At 66.9% G+C, this 25,639-nt stretch carries 28 protein-coding genes, 1 other RNA gene and 1 pseudogene; 8 read left to right on the top strand and 22 right to left on the bottom strand.

What is annotated here, in order from left to right:
* Window positions 1–64: 64 nt before the first annotated feature.
* The 3 genes from ACTMTF_RS16185 to ACTMTF_RS16175 all read right to left on the bottom strand — a co-directional run bounded on the left by ACTMTF_RS16185 (window position 65) and on the right by ACTMTF_RS16175 (window position 3,378).
* The gene (locus ACTMTF_RS16185) at window positions 65–838 is read right to left on the bottom strand and encodes a GNAT family N-acetyltransferase (RefSeq protein ID WP_441111364.1); all 774 of its coding nucleotides are present in this window, start codon (window positions 836–838) and stop codon (window positions 65–67) included.
* Window positions 835–1,869: a dipeptidase gene (locus ACTMTF_RS16180; protein ID WP_441111363.1), complete on the bottom strand. Its 1,035-nt coding sequence runs from the start codon at window positions 1,867–1,869 to the stop codon at window positions 835–837. Before ACTMTF_RS16180 ends, ACTMTF_RS16185 begins: the two co-directional genes overlap by 4 nt.
* Window positions 1,870–1,947: 78 nt before the next feature.
* Window positions 1,948–3,378: a flavin-containing monooxygenase gene (locus ACTMTF_RS16175; protein WP_441111362.1), complete on the bottom strand. Its 1,431-nt coding sequence runs from the start codon at window positions 3,376–3,378 to the stop codon at window positions 1,948–1,950.
* A gap of 239 nt (window positions 3,379–3,617) precedes the next feature.
* Here ACTMTF_RS16175 and ACTMTF_RS16170 point away from each other — a divergent pair, with 239 nt between their 5' ends.
* The 4 genes from ACTMTF_RS16170 (at window position 3,618) to rnpB (ending at window position 7,107) form a co-directional block, all read left to right on the top strand.
* Window positions 3,618–4,418 carry a Nif3-like dinuclear metal center hexameric protein gene (locus ACTMTF_RS16170; RefSeq protein ID WP_397003857.1) on the top strand — a complete coding sequence of 267 codons (801 nt, stop codon included), beginning with the start codon at window positions 3,618–3,620 and terminating at the stop codon, window positions 4,416–4,418.
* A 2-nt stretch (window positions 4,419–4,420) separates the two neighbouring features.
* Window positions 4,421–5,161 carry a zinc ribbon domain-containing protein gene (locus ACTMTF_RS16165; RefSeq protein WP_441111361.1) on the top strand — a complete coding sequence of 247 codons (741 nt, stop codon included), beginning with the start codon at window positions 4,421–4,423 and terminating at the stop codon, window positions 5,159–5,161.
* Entirely contained in the window at window positions 5,158–6,561 is a 1,404-nt protein-coding gene (locus tag ACTMTF_RS16160; protein WP_441111360.1) for a bifunctional RNase H/acid phosphatase, read from the top strand. The genes ACTMTF_RS16165 and ACTMTF_RS16160 overlap by 4 nt, the downstream gene beginning before the upstream one ends.
* Window positions 6,562–6,714: 153 nt before the next feature.
* An RNA gene (gene rnpB / locus ACTMTF_RS16155) (RNase P RNA component class A) lies at window positions 6,715–7,107 on the top strand.
* Between the two features lie 191 nt (window positions 7,108–7,298).
* On the opposite strand, the pseudogene ACTMTF_RS16150 reads toward rnpB, so the two are convergent.
* A pseudogene (locus ACTMTF_RS16150) lies at window positions 7,299–7,715 on the bottom strand (tyrosine-type recombinase/integrase); the annotation flags it as partial.
* 417 nt (window positions 7,716–8,132) lie between these two features.
* On the opposite strand from ACTMTF_RS16150, the gene ACTMTF_RS16145 reads away from it, so the two are divergent.
* Complete coding sequence (locus tag ACTMTF_RS16145) at window positions 8,133–8,282, top strand: hypothetical protein (RefSeq protein WP_441111359.1); 150 nt, start codon at window positions 8,133–8,135, stop codon at window positions 8,280–8,282.
* A gap of 41 nt (window positions 8,283–8,323) precedes the next feature.
* Here ACTMTF_RS16145 and ACTMTF_RS16140 read toward each other — a convergent pair whose 3' ends face one another.
* The 13 genes from ACTMTF_RS16140 to ACTMTF_RS16080 form a co-directional block, all read right to left on the bottom strand.
* On the bottom strand, window positions 8,324–8,512 hold the full coding sequence (locus tag ACTMTF_RS16140; RefSeq protein ID WP_397002808.1) for a helix-turn-helix transcriptional regulator: 189 nt from the start codon (window positions 8,510–8,512) through the stop codon (window positions 8,324–8,326).
* Window positions 8,513–8,547: 35 nt separating this feature from the next.
* Window positions 8,548–10,161: a replication initiator gene (locus ACTMTF_RS16135; RefSeq protein WP_441111358.1), complete on the bottom strand. Its 1,614-nt coding sequence runs from the start codon at window positions 10,159–10,161 to the stop codon at window positions 8,548–8,550.
* Between the two features lie 3 nt (window positions 10,162–10,164).
* Window positions 10,165–10,758, bottom strand: a complete 594-nt coding sequence (locus tag ACTMTF_RS16130; RefSeq protein WP_441111357.1) for a hypothetical protein — start codon at window positions 10,756–10,758, stop codon at window positions 10,165–10,167.
* Window positions 10,749–11,165, bottom strand: a complete 417-nt coding sequence (locus tag ACTMTF_RS16125) for an RRQRL motif-containing zinc-binding protein (RefSeq protein WP_441111356.1) — start codon at window positions 11,163–11,165, stop codon at window positions 10,749–10,751. Before ACTMTF_RS16125 ends, ACTMTF_RS16130 begins: the two co-directional genes overlap by 10 nt.
* Window positions 11,162–11,419, bottom strand: coding sequence for a hypothetical protein (locus ACTMTF_RS16120; protein WP_441111355.1), 258 nt, complete (start codon window positions 11,417–11,419; stop codon window positions 11,162–11,164). The genes ACTMTF_RS16125 and ACTMTF_RS16120 overlap by 4 nt, the downstream gene beginning before the upstream one ends.
* Complete coding sequence (locus tag ACTMTF_RS16115) at window positions 11,416–11,766, bottom strand: RRQRL motif-containing zinc-binding protein (protein WP_441111354.1); 351 nt, start codon at window positions 11,764–11,766, stop codon at window positions 11,416–11,418. The genes ACTMTF_RS16120 and ACTMTF_RS16115 overlap by 4 nt, the downstream gene beginning before the upstream one ends.
* 82 nt (window positions 11,767–11,848) lie before the next feature.
* Entirely contained in the window at window positions 11,849–12,217 is a 369-nt protein-coding gene (locus ACTMTF_RS16110; RefSeq protein ID WP_441111353.1) for a hypothetical protein, read from the bottom strand.
* A complete protein-coding gene (locus ACTMTF_RS16105; protein ID WP_357587197.1) occupies window positions 12,214–12,426 on the bottom strand; it encodes a hypothetical protein in 213 nt (70 codons plus the stop codon). The genes ACTMTF_RS16110 and ACTMTF_RS16105 overlap by 4 nt, the downstream gene beginning before the upstream one ends.
* Window positions 12,427–12,497: 71 nt before the next feature.
* A complete protein-coding gene (locus ACTMTF_RS16100; protein ID WP_441111352.1) occupies window positions 12,498–13,301 on the bottom strand; it encodes an FtsK/SpoIIIE domain-containing protein in 804 nt (267 codons plus the stop codon).
* Window positions 13,302–13,444: 143 nt separating this feature from the next.
* Window positions 13,445–14,389, bottom strand: a complete 945-nt coding sequence (locus ACTMTF_RS16095; protein ID WP_441111351.1) for a hypothetical protein — start codon at window positions 14,387–14,389, stop codon at window positions 13,445–13,447.
* Window positions 14,390–14,504: 115 nt separating this feature from the next.
* Window positions 14,505–14,708: a hypothetical protein gene (locus ACTMTF_RS16090; protein WP_441111350.1), complete on the bottom strand. Its 204-nt coding sequence runs from the start codon at window positions 14,706–14,708 to the stop codon at window positions 14,505–14,507.
* A 23-nt stretch (window positions 14,709–14,731) separates the two neighbouring features.
* Entirely contained in the window at window positions 14,732–15,181 is a 450-nt protein-coding gene (locus ACTMTF_RS16085) for a DUF3307 domain-containing protein (RefSeq protein ID WP_441111349.1), read from the bottom strand.
* 293 nt (window positions 15,182–15,474) lie between these two features.
* On the bottom strand, window positions 15,475–15,792 hold the full coding sequence (locus ACTMTF_RS16080; RefSeq protein WP_441111348.1) for a hypothetical protein: 318 nt from the start codon (window positions 15,790–15,792) through the stop codon (window positions 15,475–15,477).
* A 167-nt stretch (window positions 15,793–15,959) separates the two neighbouring features.
* On the opposite strand from ACTMTF_RS16080, the gene ACTMTF_RS16075 reads away from it, so the two are divergent.
* Window positions 15,960–17,129, top strand: a complete 1,170-nt coding sequence (locus ACTMTF_RS16075) for a helix-turn-helix domain-containing protein (protein ID WP_441111347.1) — start codon at window positions 15,960–15,962, stop codon at window positions 17,127–17,129.
* A gap of 588 nt (window positions 17,130–17,717) precedes the next feature.
* Here the strand turns inward: ACTMTF_RS16075 and ACTMTF_RS16070 are convergent.
* Both ACTMTF_RS16070 and ACTMTF_RS16065 read right to left on the bottom strand, forming a co-directional pair.
* Entirely contained in the window at window positions 17,718–17,927 is a 210-nt protein-coding gene (locus ACTMTF_RS16070) for a hypothetical protein (protein ID WP_441111346.1), read from the bottom strand.
* A 9-nt stretch (window positions 17,928–17,936) separates the two neighbouring features.
* Window positions 17,937–18,737: a hypothetical protein gene (locus ACTMTF_RS16065; RefSeq protein ID WP_441111345.1), complete on the bottom strand. Its 801-nt coding sequence runs from the start codon at window positions 18,735–18,737 to the stop codon at window positions 17,937–17,939.
* A 522-nt stretch (window positions 18,738–19,259) separates the two neighbouring features.
* Between ACTMTF_RS16065 and ACTMTF_RS16060 the strand changes: the two genes are divergently transcribed.
* Together ACTMTF_RS16060 and ACTMTF_RS16055 are read left to right on the top strand one after the other, a co-directional pair.
* A complete protein-coding gene (locus ACTMTF_RS16060; protein ID WP_441111344.1) occupies window positions 19,260–19,532 on the top strand; it encodes a hypothetical protein in 273 nt (90 codons plus the stop codon).
* A 561-nt stretch (window positions 19,533–20,093) separates the two neighbouring features.
* Window positions 20,094–20,798, top strand: a complete 705-nt coding sequence (locus tag ACTMTF_RS16055) for a hypothetical protein (RefSeq protein ID WP_441111343.1) — start codon at window positions 20,094–20,096, stop codon at window positions 20,796–20,798.
* Between the two features lie 157 nt (window positions 20,799–20,955).
* Here ACTMTF_RS16055 and ACTMTF_RS16050 read toward each other — a convergent pair whose 3' ends face one another.
* The 3 genes from ACTMTF_RS16050 to ACTMTF_RS16040 all read right to left on the bottom strand — a co-directional run bounded on the left by ACTMTF_RS16050 (window position 20,956) and on the right by ACTMTF_RS16040 (window position 25,613).
* Window positions 20,956–23,169, bottom strand: a complete 2,214-nt coding sequence (locus ACTMTF_RS16050) for a SulP family inorganic anion transporter (protein ID WP_441111342.1) — start codon at window positions 23,167–23,169, stop codon at window positions 20,956–20,958.
* 98 nt (window positions 23,170–23,267) lie between these two features.
* The gene (locus ACTMTF_RS16045; RefSeq protein ID WP_441111341.1) at window positions 23,268–24,860 is read right to left on the bottom strand and encodes a hypothetical protein; all 1,593 of its coding nucleotides are present in this window, start codon (window positions 24,858–24,860) and stop codon (window positions 23,268–23,270) included.
* Between the two features lie 183 nt (window positions 24,861–25,043).
* Window positions 25,044–25,613, bottom strand: coding sequence for a YbhB/YbcL family Raf kinase inhibitor-like protein (locus ACTMTF_RS16040; RefSeq protein WP_441111340.1), 570 nt, complete (start codon window positions 25,611–25,613; stop codon window positions 25,044–25,046).
* Window positions 25,614–25,639 lie beyond the last annotated feature (26 nt).

Below are 25,639 nucleotides of genomic sequence, written 5' to 3'. Positions count from 1 at the left end.
TCTCCTTGCTCGCTCTTCCTTATCGCCACATTACAGAGAGCCGAAACTACGGTGGAATACCCCGTCAACGATGATTCACAATGTATTTTCCGTCGCTGGTCATGCCCGTGACATGAGCTCCTCGGGAGAGCCGCCCGCCGAGCGCCTCCCGCATGGCCAGCCGCCATTCCCGCGCCGCCCCCGGATCCTCCCGGCGCAGCGTCTCGATGTCGCGCGGAGTCGCCACCAGTACCACGGGGCCGGACACCGCCGTCACGACCGGACGCTCACCGACCACCTCCAGCGCGCACGGCCACGCCGGCTCGCGCGCCTCGCCGCCGGGCGGCTCGGCCAGGCGCCACACCGTCAGCAGCCGGTCGGACTCGTCCCCCTCGTTGATCGCGTCGCCCATGACGCCGTAGAAGCTCTCCAGGTACGCCTCCGGCCTGGCCCCCAGCTTGACCAGGTTGAAGTGCGCGTTCCTGCGCACCAGCGGGTCGAACGTCCAGGTGATCCGGCCCAGCCCGTGCTCCAGGCACCAGGCGCGCTGGTGCAGCTTGAGCGCGTAGCCGACGCCGCGCCCCAGCACCGCCCCGGTGACGTGCGAGTGCAGGGTCCGATCCGCCGCCAGGAACCCCACCGACGCGCCCACCAGAGCCTCGCCCTCGAAGGCGCCCGCCACGTAACCGCCCGTGTGCGAGAAGGCGACCAGCAGCTCCATCGGCACGGGTGCATTGCCCGGCTCGGGATGCCAGATGTCGTCGAAGAGCCGGTACACCCGCTCGAACTCGGCGAACTCCCGCAACTCGCGGATCACCACGCCGCTGCGCTCGGCCGCCGCCACCGCCAGATCCGTCACGAAGGGGTCATACCCAGCATCTCCCCGAAGAGCCGGTGCACGTTACCGCCGATGATCTTCTGTACGTCCTTGTCCGGCACACCGCGTCCGAGCAGCCCCTCGGTCACCATGGGCAGCCCCGCCGGGCCGTCCAGCCCGGGGATGGCCGCGTTGACGTCCACGCCGTAGGTGTGCTCGCAGCACGGCGGCGTCAGGTCCGTCAGCACCTCGCGGACGAAGTCCGGCCCCATGCCGACGTGGTCGATCCCGGCCACCTCCACGACGTGCTCGATGTGGTCGAGCAGGTGGTCCAGCGTCGCCTCGTGCTCGTTCTCGGTGAGGAACCCGGCGAAGAAGTTCACGCAGATCACGCCGCCCGTGCCGGCCACGCCGCGCAGCTGCTCGTCGGTCAGGTTGCGGTGGTGGTCACGCAGCGCGCGGGCCGAGGAGTGGGTCGCGATCAGCGGCTTGGTGGCCAGCTCCAGCACCTGCGCCACCCCCGAGGCGCCCAGGTGGGAGACATCGAAGACGATGCCGAGCCGCTCCATCTCGCGCAGCGCGGCCACGCCGTGCGAGGTGAGCCCGCTGCCGGTGGCGTCCTCGCCGCTGCCGTCGGCCAGCGGCGTGCGCCCCCAGTGCGCGATCGAGGCCACCCGCACGCCCAGCCGGTGCACGGTGGAGATCAGCTCCACGCTCGCGTCCAGCCCCGGCATGCTCTCCATGGCCAGGACCAGCGCGATCAGGCCGGCGTCGAGCGCCGCGTCGATCTCCGCCGCGTCACGGCAGAGCCGTACGTGCTCCGGATTGCCCTCGGCCAGCACGTGCGCGCACTCGATCATGCGCAGCGTCTGCCGCAGCGCCCCCTCGGGCCGGTAGCCGTCGTCGATGAAGACCGGCAGGACCTGGAGGTTCACCCCGCCGTCGAGGAGCTGCGGCAGCCAGCGCTCACGGAAGAAGGCGGCCCACTTCGCGCGCGGCCTCGCCGCGACGGCCATCAGGAGGTCGTTGTGGGTGTCGGCCACGAGGGAGCGCTGGTGCAGGGAGGTCGTCATAGGTCGGACGCTACCTGGTGGGCTCCGCCACGGCCATGTGGCGCCGTACGAGATCATCCGCTTCTCCTTGGCGGGGCGTCACACCTGTCTGTACGCCCGCCGCGGCGGCCTGGCCGTCAGCCTGCGATACAGGGTGGCCGGGCCGGGCCAGTTGTTCGTGACGCGGCCCTCGGCCGTCTTGTACCAGCTCTGGCAGCCGCCCCACACCATCCGCGCCATCGACGCGTCGAGCCGCGCGCGCCAGGCGGACATCACCTCCGGCCGCACCTCCAGCCGCCTGCCCCGCGACAGGTGCGGCAGGCACGCCATGATGTGGTTCACCTGGCACTCGATCATGAAGACGATCGAGTTGTGCCCCAGATTCGTGTTGGGGCCGTACAGCAGGAAGAGGTTGGGGAAGTTCGGCGCGGAGATGCCGAGATAGGCCTCGGCGCCGTCCGCCCACTGCTCGGCGAGGTCGCGTCCGCCGCGTCCCGTCACCCTCATGGGAGCGAGGAACTCGGTGCTCCTGAAGCCCGTGGCGTAGATGATCGTGTCCACCTCGTACGACGACTCCGCCGTCCGCACGCCCTTCGGCGTGATGCGGACGATCCTGTCGGTCACCACGTCCACGTTGGGTCTGCACAGGGCCGGATAGAACGCGCTGTCGATGATCACCCGCTTGCAGCCGGCCGGGTAGCCGGGCGTGAGCTTGGCCCGCAGGCTCGGATCCGCCACCTGGGCGTGCAGGTGGGCCAGGGCGCGCTTTCTCAGCAGCTCCCTGCTCCAGCCCTGGGCGAGGGCCGGGTAGAGGGTGTTCTCGGCGTAGCGGAAGATCCACTCGCGGTAGGCGCGCTGGAGGCCGGGCAGGTAGCGGAAGGCCAGCCTGGCGGCCGGGGCGAAGGTGGCGTCGGGCTTGGGGATCACCCAGTTCGGGGTCCGCTGGAACAGCTCCAGGCGCTCGGCCCGCTCAGCGACATGGGGGACGAACTGGGCGGCCGACGAGCCGTTGCCGATCACGGCCACCCGTCCGCCGGTCAGGTCGTGCTCGTGGTTCCAGCGGGCCGAGTGGAAGGACGTGCCCTCGAACTCCCGCATGCCGGGGATGTCGGGTAAGCGGGGGCGGCTGAGCTGGCCTACGCCCATCACCACCACGTCGAACGCCTCGGAGCGGCCGCCTTCGGTGGTGAGGTGCCAGCGGGAGCCGTCGAAGTCGGCGGCGGTGATTTCTGTGGCGAACCGGATTTTTCGCCTGACGCCGTATTTATCGGCGCAGTGATGTAAATATCTGAGAATTTCGGGCTGCCCGGGATAGCGGCGGGTCCAGCTCGCGTACTTCTCGAAGGAGTACGAGTACAGGTGCGAGGGGATGTCGCAGCCCGCGCCCGGATAGCCGTTGTCGCGCCAGGTGCCGCCGAGGTCACCCGCCTTCTCGAAGACCGTGTACGAACCGATCCCGGCCCGCTCCAGCCGGATCGCCATGCACAGCCCGCCGAACCCCGCTCCGATGATCGCGACCCTAGGTGTCATGCCGCCCTCCACCCGCGTCAGGATCCACTTACACTACGTCGGACGCCATCCCGTGCCCACCCCTTGGAGATCAACGCCCCGAGCCCCCGCCGACGGCCATCCCCGTCCATCGCAGGGCCGTCACGTTCGTCCGCCGCCTCCGGGGACCCGCGCCCCCGCCGCCTGGGACCGACGCCCCGGGCCGTCGCCGTCCGCCACGGCGTCCCCCGGTGAACCGATAGTCTGCGCAGGTGGCTGCTGTGACACTGACCGACGTGATCGACGTGCTCGAGGTGGCCTACCCGCCCGCCCGAGCCGAGTCCTGGGACGCGGTGGGCCTGGTCTGCGGCGATCCGGCCCTGCCGGTGAGCCGGGTGCTGTTCGCGGTGGACCCGGTCGCCGCCGTCGCCGAGGAGGCCCTCGACTGGGGCGCCGACCTCATCGTCACCCACCATCCGCTCTACCTGCGCGGCGTCACCGGCGTCGCCGCCACCACACCCAAGGGACGCCTGCTCCACACGCTGATCAAGCATGACATCGCCCTCTACACCGCCCACACCAACGCCGACGTGGCGAACCCGGGCGTGTCCGACGCCCTGGCCCGCGCCGTCGGCCTGGTGGGCGACCTGGTGCCGCTGCGGCCGTTCCCGGACGACCCCTGGCGCGGGCTGGGCCGTATCGGGGACCTGCCCGAGGAGACGACGCTCGGCGAGTTCGCCGAGCGGGCCGCCGCCGGGCTGCCGCGCACCTCGTGGGGCATCCGCGTCGCCGGTGACGAGTCCCGCCGCGTCTCCCGGGTGGCCGTCAGCGGGGGAGCGGGCGACTCACTCCTGGACACCGCCCGTGCCGCGGGGGTGGACGTGTTCCTCACGGCCGATCTGCGACACCACCCGGCCAGCGAGTTCGTGGAGGCGGGCGGGCCCGCGCTGATCGACGCCGCGCACTGGGCCACCGAATGGCCGTGGCTCGACAGCGCCGCGTCCATCCTGGGCTCCAGTGGCGTTAACGTTGAGACACGTGTCTCCGCCACGGTCACCGATGCTTGGACAAGAGGATATTGATCATGAAAGCAGCCCCCGAGGCCCAGAAGCGACTGCTCGACCTGGCTGAGCTCGACTCCAAGCTCGACCGGCTGGCACACCGCCGCCGCACCCTGCCCGAGCTGGCCGAGATCGACGAGCAGTCCAAGCGCTACGCCCGGCTGGTCACCCAGGCGATCGAGGCCGAGACCGAGGCGAGCGACCTCGCCCGCGATCAGATCAAGGCCGAGGGCGACGTCGACACCGTCCGCACCCGCGCCGACCGCGACCAGAAGCGGCTCGACTCCGGCGCCGTGACCTCGCCGCGTGACCTGTCCGGCCTGCAGTCCGAGATCGGCTCGCTGCAGCGGCGGCAGAGCGACCTCGAAGAGGTCGTGCTGGAGATCATGGAGCGCCGCGAGGCCGCCGACGCCCAGGTGCGCGACTTCGGCGCGAAGCGCGACGAGCTCGCCGCGGTCCTGTCCGCCTCCGAGGCCCGCCGCGACGCCGCCTTCGCCGAGATCGACAAGGAGGCGGCCGAGCTGCGCACCGACCGCTCCGCCGCCACCGGCGACATCCCCGCCGACCTGCTGGCGCTCTACGAGAAGCTCAGGGACCAGTACGGCGTCGGCGCCGCGATGCTGCACGGCGGCCGCTGCCAGGGCTGCAAGGTGGCCCTGTCCATCGCCGAGATGAACCGGATCAAGGCCGCGCCGCACGACGAGGTGCTGCGCTGTGACGAGTGCCGCAGGATCCTCGTCCGCACCCCGGAGTCAGGCATTTGACCTCGTACGTCATCGAAGCCGACGGCGGGTCACGCGGCAACCCGGGCCCGGCCGGCTACGGCGCCGTGGTCAAGGACGCCTCCGACGGCCAGGTGCTGGCGGAGGCGGCCGAGGCGATCGGCGTCGCCACCAACAACGTGGCCGAGTACCGCGGCCTGATCGCCGGCCTCCGCTCGGTGCTGGAGCTGGCCGGCGACGGCGCCCAGGTGGCCGTGCGGATGGACTCCAAGCTGGTCGTCGAGCAGATGGCCGGCCGCTGGAAGGTCAAGCATGAGGGGCTGCGCCCGCTGGCCCTGGAGGCGGCCAAGCTCGCCAGGCGGCTGCGGGTGACGGAGTGGACCTGGATCCCCCGCGCCCGCAACCAACACGCCGACCGCCTGGCCAACGAGGCCATGGACGCCGCCGCCAAGGGCCTGACCTGGAAGGCGGGCGGCTCCGCCGTACACCACGAAACGACCGGCGACACACCACCCGCCTCCGGCGCGGCCCCACGGACCGCCCCCCGAGCGCGCGATGCGAGCGCGCAGCCGACGGCGAGCGCGCGACCTACGGCGGGAGATGCGGCCGCGCAGCCTGCGGCGAGTGACTCGGCCGCGCAGCGGACGGTGAGTGACTCCCGGGCGCGGACTGCCGCGAGTGGTCCGACCGCGCGGCGGACGGCGTCCCTGGTGGAGCAGACGGATCTCCTGGATGCGGGCGACATTCCGGATTTGTCCGCCCCCACCGCCTCCGTGGCAGCGGCCCAGCAGCGCACCAGAGGCACCGGCTGGTCCCCTCCCACCCACGTGGCGACCTCCCTGGTCTTGCTCAGGCACGGCGAGACCCCGCTGTCGGTGGAGCGGCGCTTCTCGGGCCTCGGCGACCCCGACCTCACACCCAACGGCCTGGCCCAGGCCACGGCGGCCGCCGAGAAACTGTCGCGCGACCCGTACCGGCCAGACGTGATCGTCACCTCCCCCCTCACCCGCGCCAGGCAGACGGCCCAGGCCGTGGCGGCGCGGACGGGCCTCGACTACGAGGTGGACGAAGACCTCAGGGAGACCGATTTCGGCGCCTGGGAAGGGCACACGTTCACGGAGGTCCAGCGACGCTGGCCCGCCGAGCTCGCGGCCTGGCTGACCGACCCCGACACCCCACCCCCCGGAGGCGAGAGCTTCGCCACGGTGGCACGCCGCGTCGAACGAGCCCAGCAGCGGCTCAAGGACACCTACGAGGGCCGCACGATCCTGGTGGTCTCCCACGTCACCCCCATCAAGACCCTGCTGCGCCTGGCCCTGCTGGCACCCCCGGCGGCCCTCTACCGCATGCACCTCGACCTGGCCTGCCTGTCCCTGATCGAGCACTACGCCGACGGCCAGTCCGTCGTCAAGACGTTCAACGACACGTCCCACCTGCGCTGACCGGCCCCCGAGGCCGGTCGTGCCGGGTGCCGCCAGAACACCCGGCACGACCATCGTGCACCGCCCCCCTCAGGCGATGACACTCCCCTATCCCATCGCCCCGATCTTGTCATTTGCTTGCGAACAGCTTGCATGCGATAACCTCGACTCAGACGAGCCGGCCGGGCGGCCGCGTCGGGCCCGCACGGGCCCGCCGAGGAAGGTCCGGGCTCCACAGGGCAGGGTGGTCGGTAACGCCGACCCGGGGTGACCCGCGGGACAGTGCCACAGAAAACAGACCGCCTCCCGGTCTCCGGGAGGTAAGGGTGAAACGGTGGTGTAAGAGACCACCAGCGCCCACGGTGACGTGGGCGGCTCGGTAAACCCCACCTGGAGCAAGGTCAAGAAGGGACGCCTTCCGGGGCGTCCCGCGTGCACCGCTTGAGGGCTGCCCGCCCGAGGCGCACGGGTAGACCGCTTGAGGCCGCCGGCAACGACGGCCCTAGATGGATGGTCGCCCCTTCGCATCGCGAAGGACAGAACCCGGCCTACAGGCTGGCTCGTCCCTCTCCGCCCCTGTGACCAGGGGCGGAGCCATGTTCAAGATTGCCTGTTCCGTCCCTGTTCCGTCCCTGTTCCGTGAGACTCGGAAGCAGGAGCGCATCAATCGCCCCGCGCCCGAGATCGTCTTGGTCCGGGAAGAGGTGCCCATAGGTGTCCATCGTCTCGGCAATGGTGGCGTGGCCCAGACGAGTCTGGATCACCTTGGGGTTGAGGTTCGCTGCAATCAGCCCGGAGGCGTAGAAATGCCTCAGATCGTGGAACCGAGTGCCCTTGGGAAGGCCGGCCTTTTCGACGGCCTCGCGCCAGCATTCGTTGAACGACTTTCGCTGAGCGATACGACGACACCTGTTGGTGATGAGGACGCCCTCTGGGCCAGCGGCGTAGCGCGTCTGATGCTCTTTGATCTGGGCGAGGACGAGGTCATCGCCAGGCAGCGCGCGGCGTGATGCCTTGGTCTTGAGCTCGACCAATTCGCCGTTCTGCGCTTGGCGGTGAACGAGAACGCGCTTGGCTCCCAGCTCGACCTTGGAGACCGTCAGTCCGAGGGCCTCACCAAGTCGAAGCCCGAGCCCGAAGCCGAGCCACACGGCCAGCTGGTAGCGAGGGGTCATGGCGTTGGCGAGAGCCAAGACAGCCTCTACTGGCAAGGGCTCGACCATGCGGGCCGTGATGCGCGGTAGGGGAACGCGTGAGCACGGGTTGTTGGGGATGTCGCCGTCATCGACGGCGGCTTGCATGACGAGACGCAGGACCGCGAACACGGTGTGCACCGTCGTCGGGGCCAAGGTCTTGTTCAACCGTGCGACGACGGCTTTCATGTCCGCCCTGGTGAGGCTGCCGATCCGCCTTTCGCCCAAGGCGGGGATCAGGTGCGCGTGCAGGTGGACGGTATAAGTGTCGAGACTGTTGGTCCTCAAGTGCACCTGTGATGGTAGCCACTTGTCCTGGGCGTACTGACGAAAGAGGAGCCTGCCCCTGCGTTCGTCGACATAGACACCACGGAGCCGGTCAGCCTCCTTGGCCGTTCCATGATTCGTCGCCTGGACTTTGGTCGTGAAGGCTTTCGTTTCCTCCTTGCCGTCTGGCCCGATCCAGATGGCGAGCCAGCGCTTGGCCTCTTTGCTGCCGCCGTTGTCGGGATGCCGTTTCGTCTTCTGTCGATGCTTTTGACCATCTGATCCTGTGACGGTCCGGAACCAGAGGTCACGGACGCGAGCCATCAGGCCGCATCTCGTTGCTGACGGAACCAGTCAAGAACGTCCTCCTCCAGGTAGCGGAGGTGACGACCGACACGGGCCGCCTTCGGGCCGATTCCTCGGTGTCGCCATTGGTACAAGGTGGCAACGGGCACGCCGAGGAAGGTTGAGACGTCTTCGGTGCTCCATGTTCGCTGGGTGGTGGGATTCATGGCGGTGGTGCACTCCGTTCGCGGTCTGAGGTTGGTCAGGCGGCGAGCGGTGTGGACGAACTGCATGCCTGGTGGTGGGCGAGTTCTTCGCGTCCTGCTCGGGTGCGTTCGCGGGCTTGGGCCGCTGCCGTGTTGGCGAGGAGTTGGTCACCGGTCGTGTGCCAGCCGGTGCCTGCGTAGGTGAGGAATCCGATGACGAGGGTGGTTTCCTCGGTTTTGACGTCAAGGACGGCTTGACGCTGAAATGGCGTTGGTTCGGGGTGTCCCTCTGGCCCTTGCTGGCCTCGGTTGAGGGCGTGTGCGCGTTTGTAGGCGGCTCGTTGTTCGCGGATGGAGCCGAAGGTGATCGAGTAGCGGCGGGCTTTGGTGAGGAAGTGTCCGCCGAAGCCGAGCATGTGCGCCCACCTGCGCAATCCTCTCCATTCAGGAGTATGACCGAGCGTCCAGGCGGCAGCGATGAGTCGTTCGGGGTGGGTGCCGGCGGGGTTGGCGTACAGATCGATGGTGTCGGCGGTGAGCCGCCGGGAGGTGTGACCGGTGGCCTCAGTGCCTTTGGTGGAGTACTTGGCCAGATAAGCGGCTACGGCCTGGTCATCGAGGGCGTCGCCGGAGGCCGACAGGGTGATGGGCCGGATCTCATGCTGTCCGCCCCAGGCGATGGGCCAGCCGCCGGGCATGTCCGGGTGAGCGGGCGTGGTGTAGGTGATGGTGGTGGCCGCGAGGGTGACAGCGGCGGTGATGTCGTCGGTGGTGATGCCGTCCGGGGGCGGGGTGATGGCGTCGGGCTGGTCGGGGTCGATGCCGTCCAGGCGGAGCAGGATGTGGAAGTGGACAGCGCCGCGTGCTTGGTATTCAGCGGCTTTGCCGTGGGAGAGCCGGACTTTGGGCAGGCCGCGTTGCCGGGCGAGCTGGTTGAGGTGTCGTTCGGCGTGTTGTTTGGTGCGGCGCCAGAGTTCTCCGGCGTGGTGGTTCCACACGACGTGGTGGGCGTGGTCGTAGCAGTCGGGGCACAAAGGCCGGCCAAGCTGTTCGTCGCCGGGGGAGTGGCGTTGCCAGCAGGCCAGCGGCTTTCCGTGGGGGCAGGCAGGGTTGCCGCGGCGGGCATGGCAGGGGGTGGGGCGGCAGGTACAGCGGGTTTTGTCGCGGCAGGAGCAGTGGCGGACGTCGCGGGTGTGGACGGGGCCGAAGGAGGGGGCGGTGAGGGTGGCGAAGACGGCCGGGTGGGTGCGGACGGTGTCGGGGATGGTCTTGCCGCCAACGAGTCCGGCCCGGACGAGGTGGTAGGCGTCGTGTTGGTAGGTGGTGGCGCAGGCGGGGCAGACGGTGTGGCGGCGGTTGCCGCAGGCTTTGTAGATGACGCCGTCGGGCAGGGTCGAGGTGTGCCGGACGGTGAGGATCTCGCCGGTGCGGGTGTCGACGGCGGCCAGGTTGCCGTGCAGCCGGATGGGGTGGGTGCAGGCGGCGGCTGATTCGACGTGGCCGAGCCAGGCGGGGTAGTCGGGGCGTGCGGCGCGTTCCAGGGCGGTGCGGATGTGCTGGCGAGGTTCACGCGCGAAGAGGGGTTCGGTGTTCGCCCCCACGCCCGGGGCCAGGGAAGTGGTCCCGGGGGTGAGAGCCAGCGCCGAAGCGGTGTCGAGCTGGAGTTGCATGGGTCAGTGCTGTCCTTCCAGGGCGGGGGTGGGCAGTTGTAGGACCGGCAGGGCCGGGGTCCGCTCCTGGACGGTGCGGTCGGTGTGTGCGTGGTCCTGGCGCTCGTGGCCGAGGGGCGCGTCCGCAGGTTGAGGTGTGGTTTCCGGGTCAGGTTCCGGCACGGTGGCTGTGTCGAGTGCCACCGGTTGCGTAGTCGGAGTGCGGGAAAGCACGAGTTTGGTGAGGGCTAGGAAGGCCAGGGCAGGGATTGCGGCGATCAGCCAGCCAGTGGGGTGAGGCTTGGCGACAGCGATTTGGGCCGCGATGGACAGACCGGCGGAGGCGATGAGGACGATCATCGGATAGGCGATGGATTGTCCGTTGCGCTTGCGTCGCCGGACTTCCAGGCCGGAGGCGGTGGGGGTGAGTTCGGAGATGACGGCGTTGGCCCAGCCGAACCATTCGCTGGTTCCTTCGGGGCTGTTGGCCATGGTCCAGTCGTGGACGTGGGTGAAGGAGGCGGCTCCGGCCATGAGGCCGACCAGGAGCAGGATGACGAGCTGGACGCCGGATTCGACGCGTTCGCTGCGGGAGGCGTGATCAGTGTTCAGCTGCATGTGAACCTCCACTTGTCGTGGCAGTCGTTGCATTCGCCCAGGGAGCGGGCGATGTAGTACGGCTTCTCGGTGCCGCAGGTGGAGCAGATCCGCCGAGCGCGCAAGGCCTTTTGGATGGCGGCCATCTGCGCTGGAGTCGCGGTGCGCTTGGGCTTGGCGAGGTCCTCGCGGTAGAGGTAGGCGACACGTCGACCGCGACGCCAGATGATCTGTGCGGCTATGTCTTGGCCGCCGGGGCGCAGCTGCTTGGCGCGTAGTTGCCGCACGGTGAGCAGGCCGGGCGGAGCCCAGCGGTAGGGGTAGGTGGGCAAGCCGCCGTGGCGGATGCCGTCAGGGTCGTAGAACTCCAGGTAGACGCCCTTGGTTCGGGTGACGTAGTCGAGCCGGGGTATGCGGGGGCCGGTCATCGCTGTTCACCGCCCCAGCGCTGTTGGGCGGCCTGGCGGGTGATGCCGAGAGGGCGGGCGATGTCGGCCCAGGAGTAGCCGTAGTTGGCTCGGAGTTGGATGACGGCTTGGGCGATGGCGTGGTCGAGTTCGGCGACGACGCCAGCGAGGTCGGCGAGGGCTTCGATGTCGCCTTCGGCGATGCGCTTGCTGTAGGCGCGGATGATCCTTTTGAGGAAGGCGGCGTAGTCGGGGGTTTCGATGGAACGGCTCATGAGGCGCTCCGCTTCATGCGGCGCGCGCGTAGAGCCTTGTCGAGAGCGGCCAGCTGCTTGCTGGTGGGCGTGCGCTTGGGCAGCGCGCGGGTGACGTCGTAGAGGTAGGCGACACGGCCGCCTTTGCGCCACAGGATTTGGGCGACGGGGGCTTGTCCGCCGGGACGCAGGCCGAGGGCGGCAAGTTGGCGTCGGGTCTTCAGATGCTTGGGTGCCCACTTCCACGGATAAGTGGGCAAGTTGTACTGAGCGCCCATGGGGTCGTAGAAGACGACCCGGGTACCGGGGGTGGCGTTGAGCCGTTCGAGCTGCGGTATCCGAGCAGCCGAAGCGGGGATACAGTGCATGGCAGTTCTGCTCCTTTGCTGGGAGTGAGCTGAGGCGAGGGCCGGGGATCTTTGGCGAGAGGTCCGGCCCTCGCGTGCATGGTCAGTCGGTGCCGTCAGCCAAGGTGATGGGGTCGCCGCAGCAGGTGCAGCGCCAGCCGTCAGCGGCCAGGTAGGTGGAGCGGCACTGTCCGTCGCACAGGACGAATTCGGCGGTGCCGTTGCTGTCGGTGCCGAAGATGAGCCACGGGGACTGGCAGATCGGGCAGGCCAGCGCCCAGGAGATGAGACCCATGGCGAGTACCTCGGCGCAGGCCGGGCAGTAGCAGCGGCCGTTTTCACGCTGGCCGATGAGCCAGCCGGCGGGTGTCGCCTCAAGCAGGGCGACGGTGTTGCGGCATTGGTTGTCGCACTGGGCTATCCAGTTGCGTAGGTCGGGGCTGCCGTTGGGGTGATAGACCTTGTGGATCACAGCGGCCTCCAGTGCGGGTCGTCGTAGGCGGAGGCCGGGACGGTCATCGCGGTCGTTTCTCCATCGATGCCGGTGTCGACGTCGTTCTTGAGCCAGAACATGGGCAGACGCCAGGTGTAGGGGCGGCTGAGTTCGTCGTACCAGCGGGTGTGCTGGATGATGTGCGGGCTTTCCAGCCAGGCGATACCGGGGTTGGCCTCAGCGGGCATCGGGGCACACCTCCCCGCAGTGCTCGCATTCGAGGCGAGGGCCGTGTCGTGGTGCATGTTGGGTTCTCCATTCAGGCGGCGAGAGGTATGGGGGCCTGGTCGCCGTTGCGGCGGGTCCAGGTGACGTAGTCGACGAGCTGGTGGATTTGCGCGTCGGTGAGGTAGGCGGCTTTGACCAGGTGCGGGATGCCGCCTTCGGCGATGAGGTAGAAGACGCCGGGGGTTTCCGGGCTGATGGCTTGGGCGTTGAATCCGGCCGAGGCCCAGCCGTGGCCGAGGATGATGTCGGAGCTGTTCGGGGTGGTGCAGCGGAAGGCTGCCCGGTAGCCGAACAGGTCGCGTAGCGAGGTGGGGATGATGTCCACGCTCGGGCGTTGGGTAGCGGCGATGACCGGCATGGCGCAGGCGCGGCCTCGTGCGACCAGGTCGCGGACGAGCGCGATGAACTCTTTCTGCTGCTCGGGAGTGCCGGTGGTGGCGGTGTAGTAGGCGAGTTCATCGATGAAGACGCCGATGACGTTGATGGCGTCGCTGGCCAGGAACTTGCGGCGTCCATGCGCGACCAGCCAGGAGTAGCGGCGGTCCATCACCTTTTGCAGGCGACGCAGCACGCGAAGGCCCTTGTCGATGTCGGGGCCGACGAAAACGCCGCCGGTTGCTTCGGCGGCTTCCATCCACATCCCCAGTTCGACCCATTTGGGGTCGAGCAGAACGGGGGTGAAGTCGTGGCACAGGAAGGCGTGCCCGACAAGGTTTTGGATCAGTACGGACTTGCCGCCGCCGGGTTCTCCGGCGTCCAGCAGGTTGTGATACACCAGGTCGAGATAGACCGGGTTGCCGAATTCATTGATCCCGATGAACACCGGGTCGAACATGGACATCGACGGCGCTACCGGGATCGTGGCCGGAAGGTCGGAAAGAGCCGCGTGCATGGCAGCGTCACCTCTTACGTGTCAGGCGAATGTGAGAGGTGCTACCGGGAGGAGCAAGCGAGGTTCTCCCGGTAGCGGACGACGCGTCAGATCCAGTCGAGGTCGGGGTTGTCCGTGGCCGTCTTGGCGGGAATGCCGTTGACGGCCGGGGGTCGGCCGTTCTTCTTGGCCGGACGCTCGGCAGGGTCGGTGTCGTCGGTTTCCGGCACGTCAGCGAGATCGAGCTGAGCCGGAACGGTGGCGATCGGCCGGGTGATGGCCGGGACGTCGGTCGGCAGGTCCTCGGTGAGGGGGGAGCCGACCAGGCCGCCGAGGACATCACGGCGTTTGATGTCCAGGTAGATGGCGGCGGAGTTGGAGGTACGGGCCTTGGTTACGGTGACCGAGGCCGCCCAGCAGGCGACGGCGATTCTGCCGAGCTGGTTTTCGATCTGGTCCAGGGACAGGCCGGGACGCAGCCAGACCCAGACGCGTTCCCCGACCGGGATGGGCTTGGCCATGCCGATGAACGGCAGGTGGCCGTGCCGGTCGGTGGGCAGGAAGGTGGAGAAGCAGGTGCGCAGGCGGTGCCGGACGATGAGGCACCAGAGCAGAGCGAGCGTGTACCGGCGCGAGGCGGACGTGAGACAACAGCCGACGATGATGCTGGCGTAGGCGGCACCGGTGATGAGGGGGTTGGTCTGGTCTTGGAGGTACACCCAGCCGCCGATCAGCAGCAGGACGAGGGTGATTTCCGGCAGCCACCACCAGATGGCGCGCAGGACGGGCCAGATGGCGATGATGGAAGCGGCCAGGCCGCCGATGATGGTTCCGGCCGCGAGGCCGATCGGGACGGCGGCGAGCGGGGGCAGGTAGTAGGTGGAGATGACGGCGACGAAGATGCCGACAACCGCCAAGACCACATAGAAGGTGATCTTCGCGGTGCGCAGGTAGCTGTTCTGCACGTTGTTCTGGATCACGGTGACGGAGCTACCGCGACGGCCAATGCCGCCTCTGTTGTTGTGATGTACCCCGAAGGTACGCTTGGACATGACTCTCCTCCTCGTGGCGAGGGTGGGGGTTGAGAGCGGGACCGTGCGTTGTAGCAGGCGATACGGTCCCGCTTGTGTGTGACGAGGCTGGATAACGACGATTTATGACCCGTGATTAGGGGTTCTGGATAACGTCGTCGTAGTCGCCGTTGGCGAACTTGGTTGCGGTCTGGTCGCAGTCGCGCGCCCAGTCGGTCCATGCCTTTGCGGCTTTCTGGTCGCCGGCCTTTTTGGCCTTGGCGGCTTTGCGCCACGCATCGGCGGCAGCATCGGAGTTGCAGGTGATCGCGTCTTCGCGATCCTTGAAGAGCCAGCCCATAGTAAGAATCCCTTCTGATCGGATTACGCGGTGATGATGAGTGCGGCGATGAATAGCCAGCCCACATGCCAGGACTGGTCGAGGGCGTAAGCGCCCGTGCCGAGATGTGCGGGGTCGTCAGTTCCAGGACGGGGGAGCCCCATCCGGAAGAAGGCGTCCTTGCCGATGAGCTTGGCGAGACGGGCCAGCGTGGTGCGGCGATCGGCCCAGTAGTGCGAGAGCGCATCTACCGCGAATCCAGCGAACAGAGACAACGGCTCTGTCGTCAGGCCGGTGGCTAGAGCGAGCGCGACGAACGCGATGCCCTTGGTAAGGGTCAGGGTGATCACGTGCCGAAGGCACGCGAGTCGTCCCGCGTTTGTGGGTGCGCCCTTGGCGCACGCCTGATGGTGGGTTTGAACCCAGTGGTCTCCTACGCTGTGTGCGACGTAGAGCGTCACAAAAACCGCAGCGAAATCAGCGGTGTTCGTCACGATGACGACTCCTCTAACGATTGTGGATTTGAGCCGATTACGGCTCAATACGGACCTGGAATAGCCAGGTGAGCCCCTTCTAGGGGTGATCGCCGGGATCGGTCCTCACGTGGATGTCAGAACCGATCCCAGGCGAGATCAGGCAGATCAGGCCGGAGAGGTAGCAGAAGCTCTCTGGGCGACGGGGCCCTATACAGGCCACTGATCACCTGTTGTGTTCTTGATGTGAGCGGACTTCGCTTCGACCTTCAGCTCGGGACGCTGTCCTTGGCGCAGGTCGGGGGAAATGCGGTCTACTTGCTGGCCGGAGCACCAGCGGGCTTGATGTCAGCCGCGCGGAAGGCCACGCCGTTGCGACCGTTGGTCGCCCAAGGCAGTGCCTCCAGCTTGAACAGGGAGACCTGAGAACCAACGCTCACCGTGGGCCTTTCACCGGCCGTAGTGACGTTGATCATCTCGCCGCCCGTCTCGTCCAGCGCCATGACCTGCGTGACCCACATCGGTCGGCCGGTCTCCCGCTCGGACTTCTGACGCCCGTTCTGGTCGGACTTCTCAACCGCTTCCTTCGTCACCATGAACGACTTGCCGGTGACGTCGATCAAGAGCTTCACAGAGCTCACCTCCGAATCGAGGGCCGCACCCTTGTGGTGCGAACTCCCTTGCGAGCTCCATGGAACAGCCGCCACGCGTAGACTGATAGTTGTTGTCCGATGCCTACTGTTGCCTACCCCTTGAGGACAATTGAGGCAACAGCAAAGCTGCACGTAGGGTGATGATTATGGCGATCTTCGGTGACAAGCTTAGGCAACTCCGCCTTGAGCGCGACCTCTCCCTTTCCCGCTTTGCGGTGCAGGTGAAGTACGACAAGGGATACCTTTCCCGGCTAGAAACAGGCAAAAAAGCGCCGTCTGAAGAGGTAGCTCGTGCGTGCGATGTCGCATTGAACGCACGTGGCGAACTTATCGCCGCTGCTCACGCTGACATTGCGGCCAACAGAGATCTCCGTCCTTGGCAGACCGCTGAGCTAATCAGTCGGATTCACAAGTCTGACACGGACGCCATAACAATCGATGCTCTGCACTCCACGGTCTTTGAGCTTGGCTGCGAGTATGCCTATCGCGATGCGGAAAGCTTGCGAAATGACGCGCATGACTGGCTGCGCCGGATAGCCGGCATGCTTCGCAAGCCGGTCGGCTTGAAGGCTCACACCGAGCTCCTCACCGCCACCGGCTGGCTTGCCTTGCTCGTAGGGTGCCTGGAGTACGACATGGGCCTTAGGACGGCCGCTGAAGTCACTCGGACTGCTGCTCACAAGCTCGGGGAGGAAGCAGGCAACACAGAGATCATTGGCTGGTCTCATGAGATGTCAGCCTGGTTCGCGCTCACCCAAGGCAGATACCGCGACGTTATTGGTCCCGCATGCGCAGCACAGGACATCAGCCGCAATCACTCTGTCGTTGTGCAGCTCATCGCCCAGGAGGCCAAAGCTCTTGCACGTATTGGAGAGTCTCGCAAGCTGCGTGAAACTCTTGAACGAGGTCATACCGTACTCAGTAAGTTCCCAGTCCCCGAGCGCACAGATAACCACTTCATCGTAGATCCTGCAAAGTGGGACTTCTATGCGATGGACGCCTATCGACTCGCAGGGGAAGACTCTCTTGCCGTCATGCACGCGAACGTAGTGCTGGAGAACTCGGTCGGACCAGACGGAACTATCCGTGCGCCGATGCGCAGAGCTGAAGCTCAGCTCACGCTTGGGGTAGCAGCTGCACGAGACGGCAACCTAGACCAGGCAATATCGCTTGGACGAGAGGCATTGGAATCCGGCCGGAAGTCCATTCCTTCTCTGCTCATGGTCGCCGGGGAACTGGACGCAGTGCTTGAGCAGCGCTATTCCAACGAGCCTGAGACCGAGGAGTTTCGGGAGCTACTGCGATCGCTTCGGTAACCGATGACAACGGCTACCGATTCCGGCCGTCATTCGGAAGCTGTGAGAACTTTCTTCTCATACTTAAAGCGGCCCTGACCGGGCCGCACGCGCCGCCGACGCGACGCGGGCCGGGCACTCCACTTGGGCTCCATGCCCGACCCGCAAAACGCCGGTCGGCTGGCGCGGACGAGGACAGGGCCGCTTCTGAAGGCGCACTGCTCTGCTCACGGGACCGAGCTGCTCAGCGCAAGCGGAGGCAGTCACGGTGCTGGCCTTACTACCATGCCTCCGGCGGGGGCGCTCCGGCTCCGGGATGGCGTCGCACGCACGTGCCGGTGGTGGGGTGGCCGGGTGTGGAAGCCCATCCCGCCTGCCATCGACCTAGGCCAGCCCAGCAGACCGCCTCCTCCGCCGCAAGCCCGGCTGTAACCGTTGGCGTCCAATTGCCGTGGAAGACGTCCGGGCTCAGGGACACGTCAAGCCGGGCTTGCACCTCCGTCGCCGGCCCGCTGCCGCTCCGCGGTGGGTCGACGGCAGACGGGATGGATGGCCGTTGACGCGCTTGAACTGCTGGTGTTGATTTGCTCTTTTATCATCTTTCGCAGCTCACTCAGGATCTTCAACTTTCATCGGAATACCCATCGAATCTTTGAGTGACACATAAGCATTGATGTTATTGCTGCTGTCGCTATCGGGCGGATAGTCTAGGAGGCTTTCTTGTGTTAGTTTCTCAAAACGATCAAACACGGGTGACTCGACTCTCCCGATCAGAATAGCTTCCGCCAAAATTCCAACACCCTCGGCCCTACGCTGCATACCAGTGATTTAAAGAGCCGTCGGCAGGATCAACATGAGCAGCCATGTTGGGCTATTTATAATCGCAAGAGCGATGGCTACAAGTGAAATGGGGAAGGATGTAGCAATTCTGAATTGCGCCTCTGCTTGCAGCCGATCATAAACGTTGTGTAGTTCAGGATCGTTGCCGAGAAGTCTTGCTGGAACTAGATTTAGATCACGACTAAGATCATGGAGGTAATCGTCCACGATCAATCGCTCTATCGCTGCAACAAAATCCGCATCAAATTCACCCGACAGGCGCTGTAAATGATGAGCCCGACTTGGGTGTCGAAAACTACTACGTAGTTTACTGATTCGAAAACTGCTGGTGTCTTCGTACACATGTTTGGCGATAGCCTCACGGTGGGGCTCTAAGCGAGTATATAGCGCTTCGCGAAGTCGAGCCCTTACAGGACTTTTCTCGCCCCTCTCAGAAAGCGCCGCCATCTTGTCTTTCAGCTTATCTGGATCATTGATCTTGCGGGCTCGTGATATCAATCTTTTAAGTCGAGCGTCAATGGACGCATAAGATATTAGCCAATCAGCAATCGAATCGGACAATGCGGTTGATAAACATCCAATCAGATAAGCTACGAAGCTTGCTGCTATGCCGATGGCAACAGGATTAAGCGCCTCTGAAGCCACGTAAACATCCTTAAGCAAACCTGTGGCTTTTTCGGGCTCGGGTAAGTTTCGTCCCCAAAGTAACCAAATGAAAAGGAGCCATGTATAGCCTGTGGCTAGAGGTGTTCTTACCTCTCGAATTCCAGGCAATAGTTCGCTCAACATGGAAATATCTCAATCCATCCCTCGGCTACATTTGGCTTGTCCTGTCATAAGCATAGGATCGATCTATGGCAGCAGCTACTGTGTGAGTCGCAATCTCACGCAACATAAACGTCAACGTACGAAGCGACCATCTATATGACAACCGCCATGGGCATCCCTAGCCGCCCGTAAGCGATCGTAAACAAGGTACCTTGATCAAGTCATGTGTAAGTGCTGATCCTACCCCGCCTGTCCTAGCTTGCCTTGCAGACAAAGAAGTATGGACGGTCGTCGAGCCGACGCGCCAGCATCCACAACCCAGCTAGTGACAAACTGCGTGACATCCGGGGCGCTCAATGAGATCTGATCATGCACTTCGGTGCGCCCTGACCATGGGCCCACCGGCTCAAACGCCTGATCACGTAACCGGTATATCTGCTTCACACCGAAGAGATCACTTCCGCCTCCCATCACCTGCCTGGCTGCGAAGACGACACCACCTGGTTCGACCATGATCTGTACCGCAGGACATAATGACGCCTCATGACGACAGACGGACGGTGGGTCGCACGCACCCTGCTCGGGATCGCAATTCTGTGGCTTGCCGCCGCGGTCCAGCTGTTCAGACAGCGCTATCACATGATCGACATGTCTGACCCACTGATTATCGCGACAGTGTTGGTGTGGCTGCTTGCTCCAGCGCCGGCCTTCGCGCTCGCCCTCATCCATCGCAAAGACGCCGCCGCCATCTTGTCCGGCATTGCGATGGCCCTGGTGGGTCTGCTGACCCTGTCGTTCTTCGCGTCCCTGGACTGATTTCATAGCCGATCGAGCAGACACCTTGCGCTCGCCGGGACTCGGATCCGCAGGTGCTTGAGTGACAGATTGGGTGACATCGGGGACGCCCACCACAGCGCGCCCATGCACTTGAGCTCACACCGAATGTAGACCTGAGCAGCTAAAACACCAGCTCTCCTGATCGAATAGTTACGCTTACAAGCGAGTGGTCGCGGGAGCCTGGTGAGAGTGCAGACCCAACACTGACCGGCTCTCTTCGGCAGAAGATCTTGTTCCGTCTCTGTTCCGCCACAACCCAAAAAGCGCCGGAAGCTGCTGACAACTACTGAGAGGTGCTTCCGCAGCTCAGAACCGAGATCGCGAAACAACCCAAGGTCAGCGAAGCGCCTAGAACAGAACCCGGCCTACAGGCCGGCTCGTCTCACACCCGGCCGCCGCCGCTCGGGCCGCGTACCGGTCATGAGCGCGCGGACGCTCGGGGAGGGCCGCGCGGAGGCGCCGACGTCCGCCGAGAAGGCGACAGGCGGTCATTCGGCAGGCGGACGACCGCCACCGCGACCCCCGCCTAATGTCGGCGGAATGTTGAACAATCAGGTGACCTTCCGCCGCGTCACAGCAGGCCTTCTGCTCATCGTGGCCCCGCTGCTGCAGGCGCTGGCCGTCATCATCGACCCCGGCACGTGGGGCGACGATCGTGAGGCGGTCAGCTTCGGCGACAACCCCGTCCTCGCCCAGACCCAGTCCGTGCTCTATCACTGGAGCTGGATGCTCATGGCGGTGGCCGGGCTCGGGCTCGTCCATCTCACCAGGCGCAGGGCGACCCGGCTCGGGCACGTGTCCGGCGCGTTCACCGTGATCGGCTACCTGTCGCTCTCCGGCCTGCTGCTGAGCGACCCCGTGGAGTGGTGGCTGGGACAGCGCTACACGCCGGAGCAGGCGCAGAAGATCCTCGACGAGATGCTGAACCTGCCGGGCGTCGTCTTCGGCTTCCAGATGCCGTGGATGTTCTTCGGCTTCCTCGGCCTGCCGGTGCTGGTCGCGGCGGTGTGGCGGACCGGGTTCACCGGGTGGTGGGTGCCGGCGCTGGTCGCCGCCGGTTATCTCGGGTCGTTCCTGGTGGAGTACGGGCCCGCGACCGTGGTCTTCTGGACCGTGCCGGTCATCGGGCTGGGCTGGATCGGGCTGAAGGTGCTGCGCATGGGAGACGAGGCGTGGGCGGCCTACTACCCGGCCGTCGCCGCAGGACGTCCGGGGGAGTCGTACGCGCACACCGGCGCTGAATGAGGGGCGAAGGGCCCCGGCGCCTCCGCCCCTCGGGCCCCTGGGAGTCAGGACCTCCCGCGAAGCGAGCCATGGGCACAGGGGACGGCCTCGCGGATGCCGACGACGTTAGGCGCGGACGAGCGCCCGGTCTGTGGAGGATTACGCAGAACGGGCGCCGTCACTTCTTCACCGAGAGGGTGGAGGGCACCGGCGGCAGCATGTGCACCCTGGCCGAGCCGATGTCGAAGTAGAGGCCCACCAGTTTCAGCCGCCCGGATCGGATCTGCTCGTCCACCTTCCGGTAGGTGCGCAGGTTCTCCAGCTGCTGCTGCACGTTCACCCGGCAGAGCGTGTCCAGGGCGTTGCCGTCCAGCCGGTCGCCCTCGGTCTCGATGAACCTGGCCAGGCTGTGGTTGCCATGACGCAGCCAGCGCCGCATCGCAGGCAGGCTGCCCGCCTTCACCCCGCCGCTGAGCAGCCCGGCCATCGCCCCGCAGCCCGAATGCCCGCACACCGTGATCGTGTGCACACCCAGCACCTGCGTCGCGTACTCGATCGCCGCCCCCACCGAGTCGTCGTGCGACTCGTCGCCCTTGCGCGGCACCAGGTTGCCGATGTTGCGCACGGTGAACAGATCCCCGGGGCCGCTGGCGGTGATCAGGCTGGGCACGACCCTGGAGTCCGCGCACGTGATGAACAGGTGGGTCGGCTGCTGCTTACGGGCCAGCTCGGTGAAGATGGGCCGCACCAGCGGAGCCGTACGCCGGTGAAATTCCCGCGCGCCCGCGGTGAGCTGGCAGTCCGGCTGCACGGGCGTGCCGTGCATCGGCATGACGCGGTGGGCCGTACGGTGACGCCGGTGGGCCCACGGCAGCCACGACCGCTCCGGCGCCCTGGCCGGGTTCTTGGCGGGATACATGCGGACCCCGCTGGCCGCCATGGCGTACCACTCGTCGTGGAGCTCGTCGATGTCGACGGTGCCGCCGAGCCGCTCGTGGTCCTGCCGCCAGGAGTGGATCGCCTCGAAGGCGGCGTTGTCCATGAAATCGATGTCCAGGTCGAGGTCCACGGCCGCCCCCGCGGGGATGGCCCGCAGGTCCTGCGTGAGCCGCGGCACGCCGAGGAAGGTGAGGGAGCCGGAGATCGTCGCGTGGTGGCGTCCGTCGGCCTCCAGCCGGGTCTTGACGGTGACCCAGGTCAACCGGCGCAGCGCGAGCAGCGCGGCCAGGGCCAGGCCGAACAGCACGCCTTCGGCCAGCCCGAGCACGATCACACCGCCCATCGTGACGATGTAGGCGGGCACCTCGCCGTGGCCGTGCACCTTCTTGATGTGGCCGAGGTTGACCATCTGCACGCCGATGAACACCAGCAGCGCCGCCAGCGCCTCCATCGGGATCAGCTGGATCGACCAGCCGAAGCCGAGCGCGAACACCAGCACCCACACGCCGTGCAGGATCGTCGACGCCCGGCTGCGCGCGCCCGCATGCGCGTTCGCGGTGCTGCGTACGATCACACCCGCCAGCGGCAGGCCGCCCAGCGCGCCGGAGACCATGTTGGCCACGCCCTGCCCGGCCAGCTCCTGGTCCAGGTCGGCGCGAGGGCCGGTGTGCATGCTGTCGACCGCGACCGAGCACAGCAGCGACTCGACCCCGGCCAGCAGCGCCACCAGGAGCACCGCGGCCAGGATCAGATGCCAGTCTCCCTGCGGCAGCACGGGGAAGGCCCACTGGGTGAAGGTGTTGGACAGGTCGATGCGGGTGACGTCCCAGCTGAAGGCCCAGGCGCTGGCCGAGGCGATGAGCAGCGCCGCCAGCGGCGCGGGCACCGCCTTGACCGGTTTCGGCATCCGCAGCCAGACGGCCAGCACCCCGATCGTGAGCAGGCCCACCGCGATCTTGTGACCGTGCAGCTCGGCGAGCTGACCGGGCAACTCCACCAGGTTGGCCAGCGCCGAACGCTGCGGGCTGCCGCCCAGCACGATGTGCAGCTGGGACAGGGCGATGACCACGCCGACGCCCGCCAGCATGCCGTGCACGACGGCGGGGGAGACGGCCAGCGCCGCCCTGGCCGCCCGGAACACGCCCAGCAGGAGCTGCACCGCCCCCGCGAGCAGAGTGATCATGCAGGTGGCGCGCCAGCCGTACGTCTGCACCAGGTCGGCGACGACCAGGGACAGTCCGGCCGCGGGCCCGCTCACTTGAACGGCCGAGCCGCCCAGAGCTCCCGCCACGATGCCGCCGACCACGGCGGCGATCAATCCTGCGGCGAGCGGGGCCCCCGAGGCCATCGCGACGCCCAGTGAGAGGGGCACCGCGACGAGGAAGACCACAAGCGAGGCGGGCACGTCGTGCCTGAGAGTACTCAGGACGCTACTGTCAGTCACGCGGGTCATGGTGCAAACCCTAGTGCCGCCACGGTCGTCCTTAAGACGCGGACAACGGGTTTTACAGAAGTATGCCTTCCCCGTCGTGTCGCCCGGCGCCGCGCCGATCAACGGTAGTAGTCGGGGAACTCCTGCTCCGGGGTCGTCCGGCGGTGCCCGCCGGTCTGCTCGGCGGAGCGGCCGGCCTCGGGGGCCGCGCTGTAGCCGGGCCAGGTTCCGGCAGCCGCCGCGGGCGGCTGCTCCTGCCACGCGGCCGGGCTGTTGGCGTAGTCGCCCGTTTCGTACGCGTACGCCTGGGCGGGTTGCACGGGCGATGGGGCCGACAGCACGTCGTCGTAGGCCGACACGGCTCTGGCCGGAGCCGTGGGCGTGCTGGTGGCGGGGGAGGGGCCGGTCAGCGGGTCGGAGTCGTCGGCCACCGCCCAGCCGGGCCGCACCTCGTAGGAGGTGGGGTAGGTGGATGCCGGCGCGGTCGGCGCGGGCTCGAACGCGGGCCAGGATCCGCTCGGGGTCGAGCCGGCGGGGGCGGGGTCGTCGAGGATGTCGGGCGAGGCCGCCCAGGAGCCGGACGTGGTGGCCGGGGTGCTGTTCCAGGTGGGGTCGAGCGGGCCGGCGCCGCCGGTGTAGGCGGGGAACGGGTCGCTGGTCGGCGCGCCGTGCAGCGGTGCGGCCGGCATGGCGGGAAAGGAACCGCTGGACGCCGGGTGCACGGCCGGGAAGGAACCGCTGCCGGGAGAGCCGTTGCTGGACACCGACCGGTAGCGGGAGTCGCCGCCGGGCGCGGGCTGGCCGTTGCTCGAAAGGGACTGGCTCTGCGAGGCGGGGAAGGAGCCGCCGGTCTGCAGCGGGTCGGGCCGGGTCGACGGCACCGACTGGGCGCCGGCGCCCAGGATGCTCATCACGTCGGCCGTCGGGGCGGCGAACGTCACCGTGCGCTGGTCCGCCAGCTGCCCGTTGGGCTGCGCGGGGCGCTGCTGCACCGGCTCGACCAGGTCCGCCAGGCCTGCGGAGGCGGCGGCGGGAGCCGGGGCCTTCGCGGGGCGCTGGGGTAGCGGCGCCTGGACGGTCGCCGCGTTCGGGTCGGCGGCGACGGGCTCACGCCTGCCTCTGCGGGCGGGCCGGGCGGCCGGTCGGCCGGGCTCAGCTGGGCCGGGCCGGGCCGCGGGCCGCTCACGCTCTGCGGGGGCGCTGGGCCGCTCACGATCCGCCGGACCGCCGGACCGCTCACGATCCGCCGGACCGCCGGGGCGCTGACGCTCGCCGCCGGGCCGTTCGCCGCTGGGCCGCTCACGATCGACGGGACGGGAAGCGCCCTTACGGGCGGCGACCGTGCCGCCGGCGCCGAAACCACCCTCCTCGGCGTCGCTGCGGATGTTGGCCCAGAACTCCTCGTCCTCATCATCGGAGCTGGGATTGCCCCACTCGTCAACGCCACGCTTGCCACGCTGGCCGGTGCGCACCGGTTTGGCCTTGCGTTCGTCAATAGGGCTGAAATCCGGGCTGAACTTGCTCATCTTGGGCTCCGACGCGGCGAACTCGTCCGTCGAGCGCGCGTGGGTCAACCCCTCTTTCTCAGCCATCTCCTTCAGCCGCTCGGGAGGAAGCGAACTCTCCCGGCGGTTCATGGAACGCATGCCCAGTGCCACGACGACGAGCACGAGGAGCACGACAGCGACCAAGCTCACGACGACCGCGATCATTGCACCACCCTCAAAGCCATGGCCTCCCTGTGGCGCCGGTGAGATCGCGCGGCCATCGACGCGACCTGCCCCCTGTGATCACCAGCACCTAACAATTCGATCTGATTCTGTCGGACCACTATGAGCGTTGTCACACCCTAAGTGAAGAATTGGTAACCATTAATACGCGCAGTGTCCGCGATTTCACTCAATGTCAACCACCGTGAGTCTTCCACGGGCAATGGTCTGGTCCGCGATCTTCTTCAGGATCTCGGAGAGGTGGGCGCCCTCCTGGACCTCGACCCGCCCGCTCAGCGTGTAGACGCTGAACCGGTAGGTGCCCTTGTCATTGCAAGGGGGCTCGTAGCCGACCTTGCCGCTGGTGACCTTCGCCTGACTGGAGCCTTCTGGCAGGCTCTCGGCGGAATCGGCGCCCAGCTCGGTCGTGGTGGCGGGGATGTTGAACAGCACCCAGTGCACGGCCGACGTGGACGGAGTATGGGAATCGACGACGATCGCGACCGACTTCGCCTTCGGCAAGGGCTGGCTGGACCAACGCAGCGCCGGGCTGCCTTCCGCGCCCTTGCAGGAGTGCTGGCGGGGCAGCGGTTTACCCTCGCTCAGATCCGGGCTCGAAACGTTGATCCTCGCGATGTCGCTGGCTTCGGACCTGCCGAAGAAGGCGCCGCAACCGGTCGAGGCGAGTGTCGCCGTCACCGCTGTCACAATGACAGCGGTGCGTCGCACACGCCTTGCCTCGTTACGCAGCCCCATGCCGCATGATGCTACGCGGGTCTAGA

Origin of the sequence: Nonomuraea sp. ZG12 (assembly GCF_052068115.1) — a bacterium.
GTDB lineage: Bacteria > Actinomycetota > Actinomycetes > Streptosporangiales > Streptosporangiaceae > Nonomuraea.
Note: the sequence above shows the minus strand (reverse complement) of the source record. Positions and strands in the feature narration are given on the sequence as shown.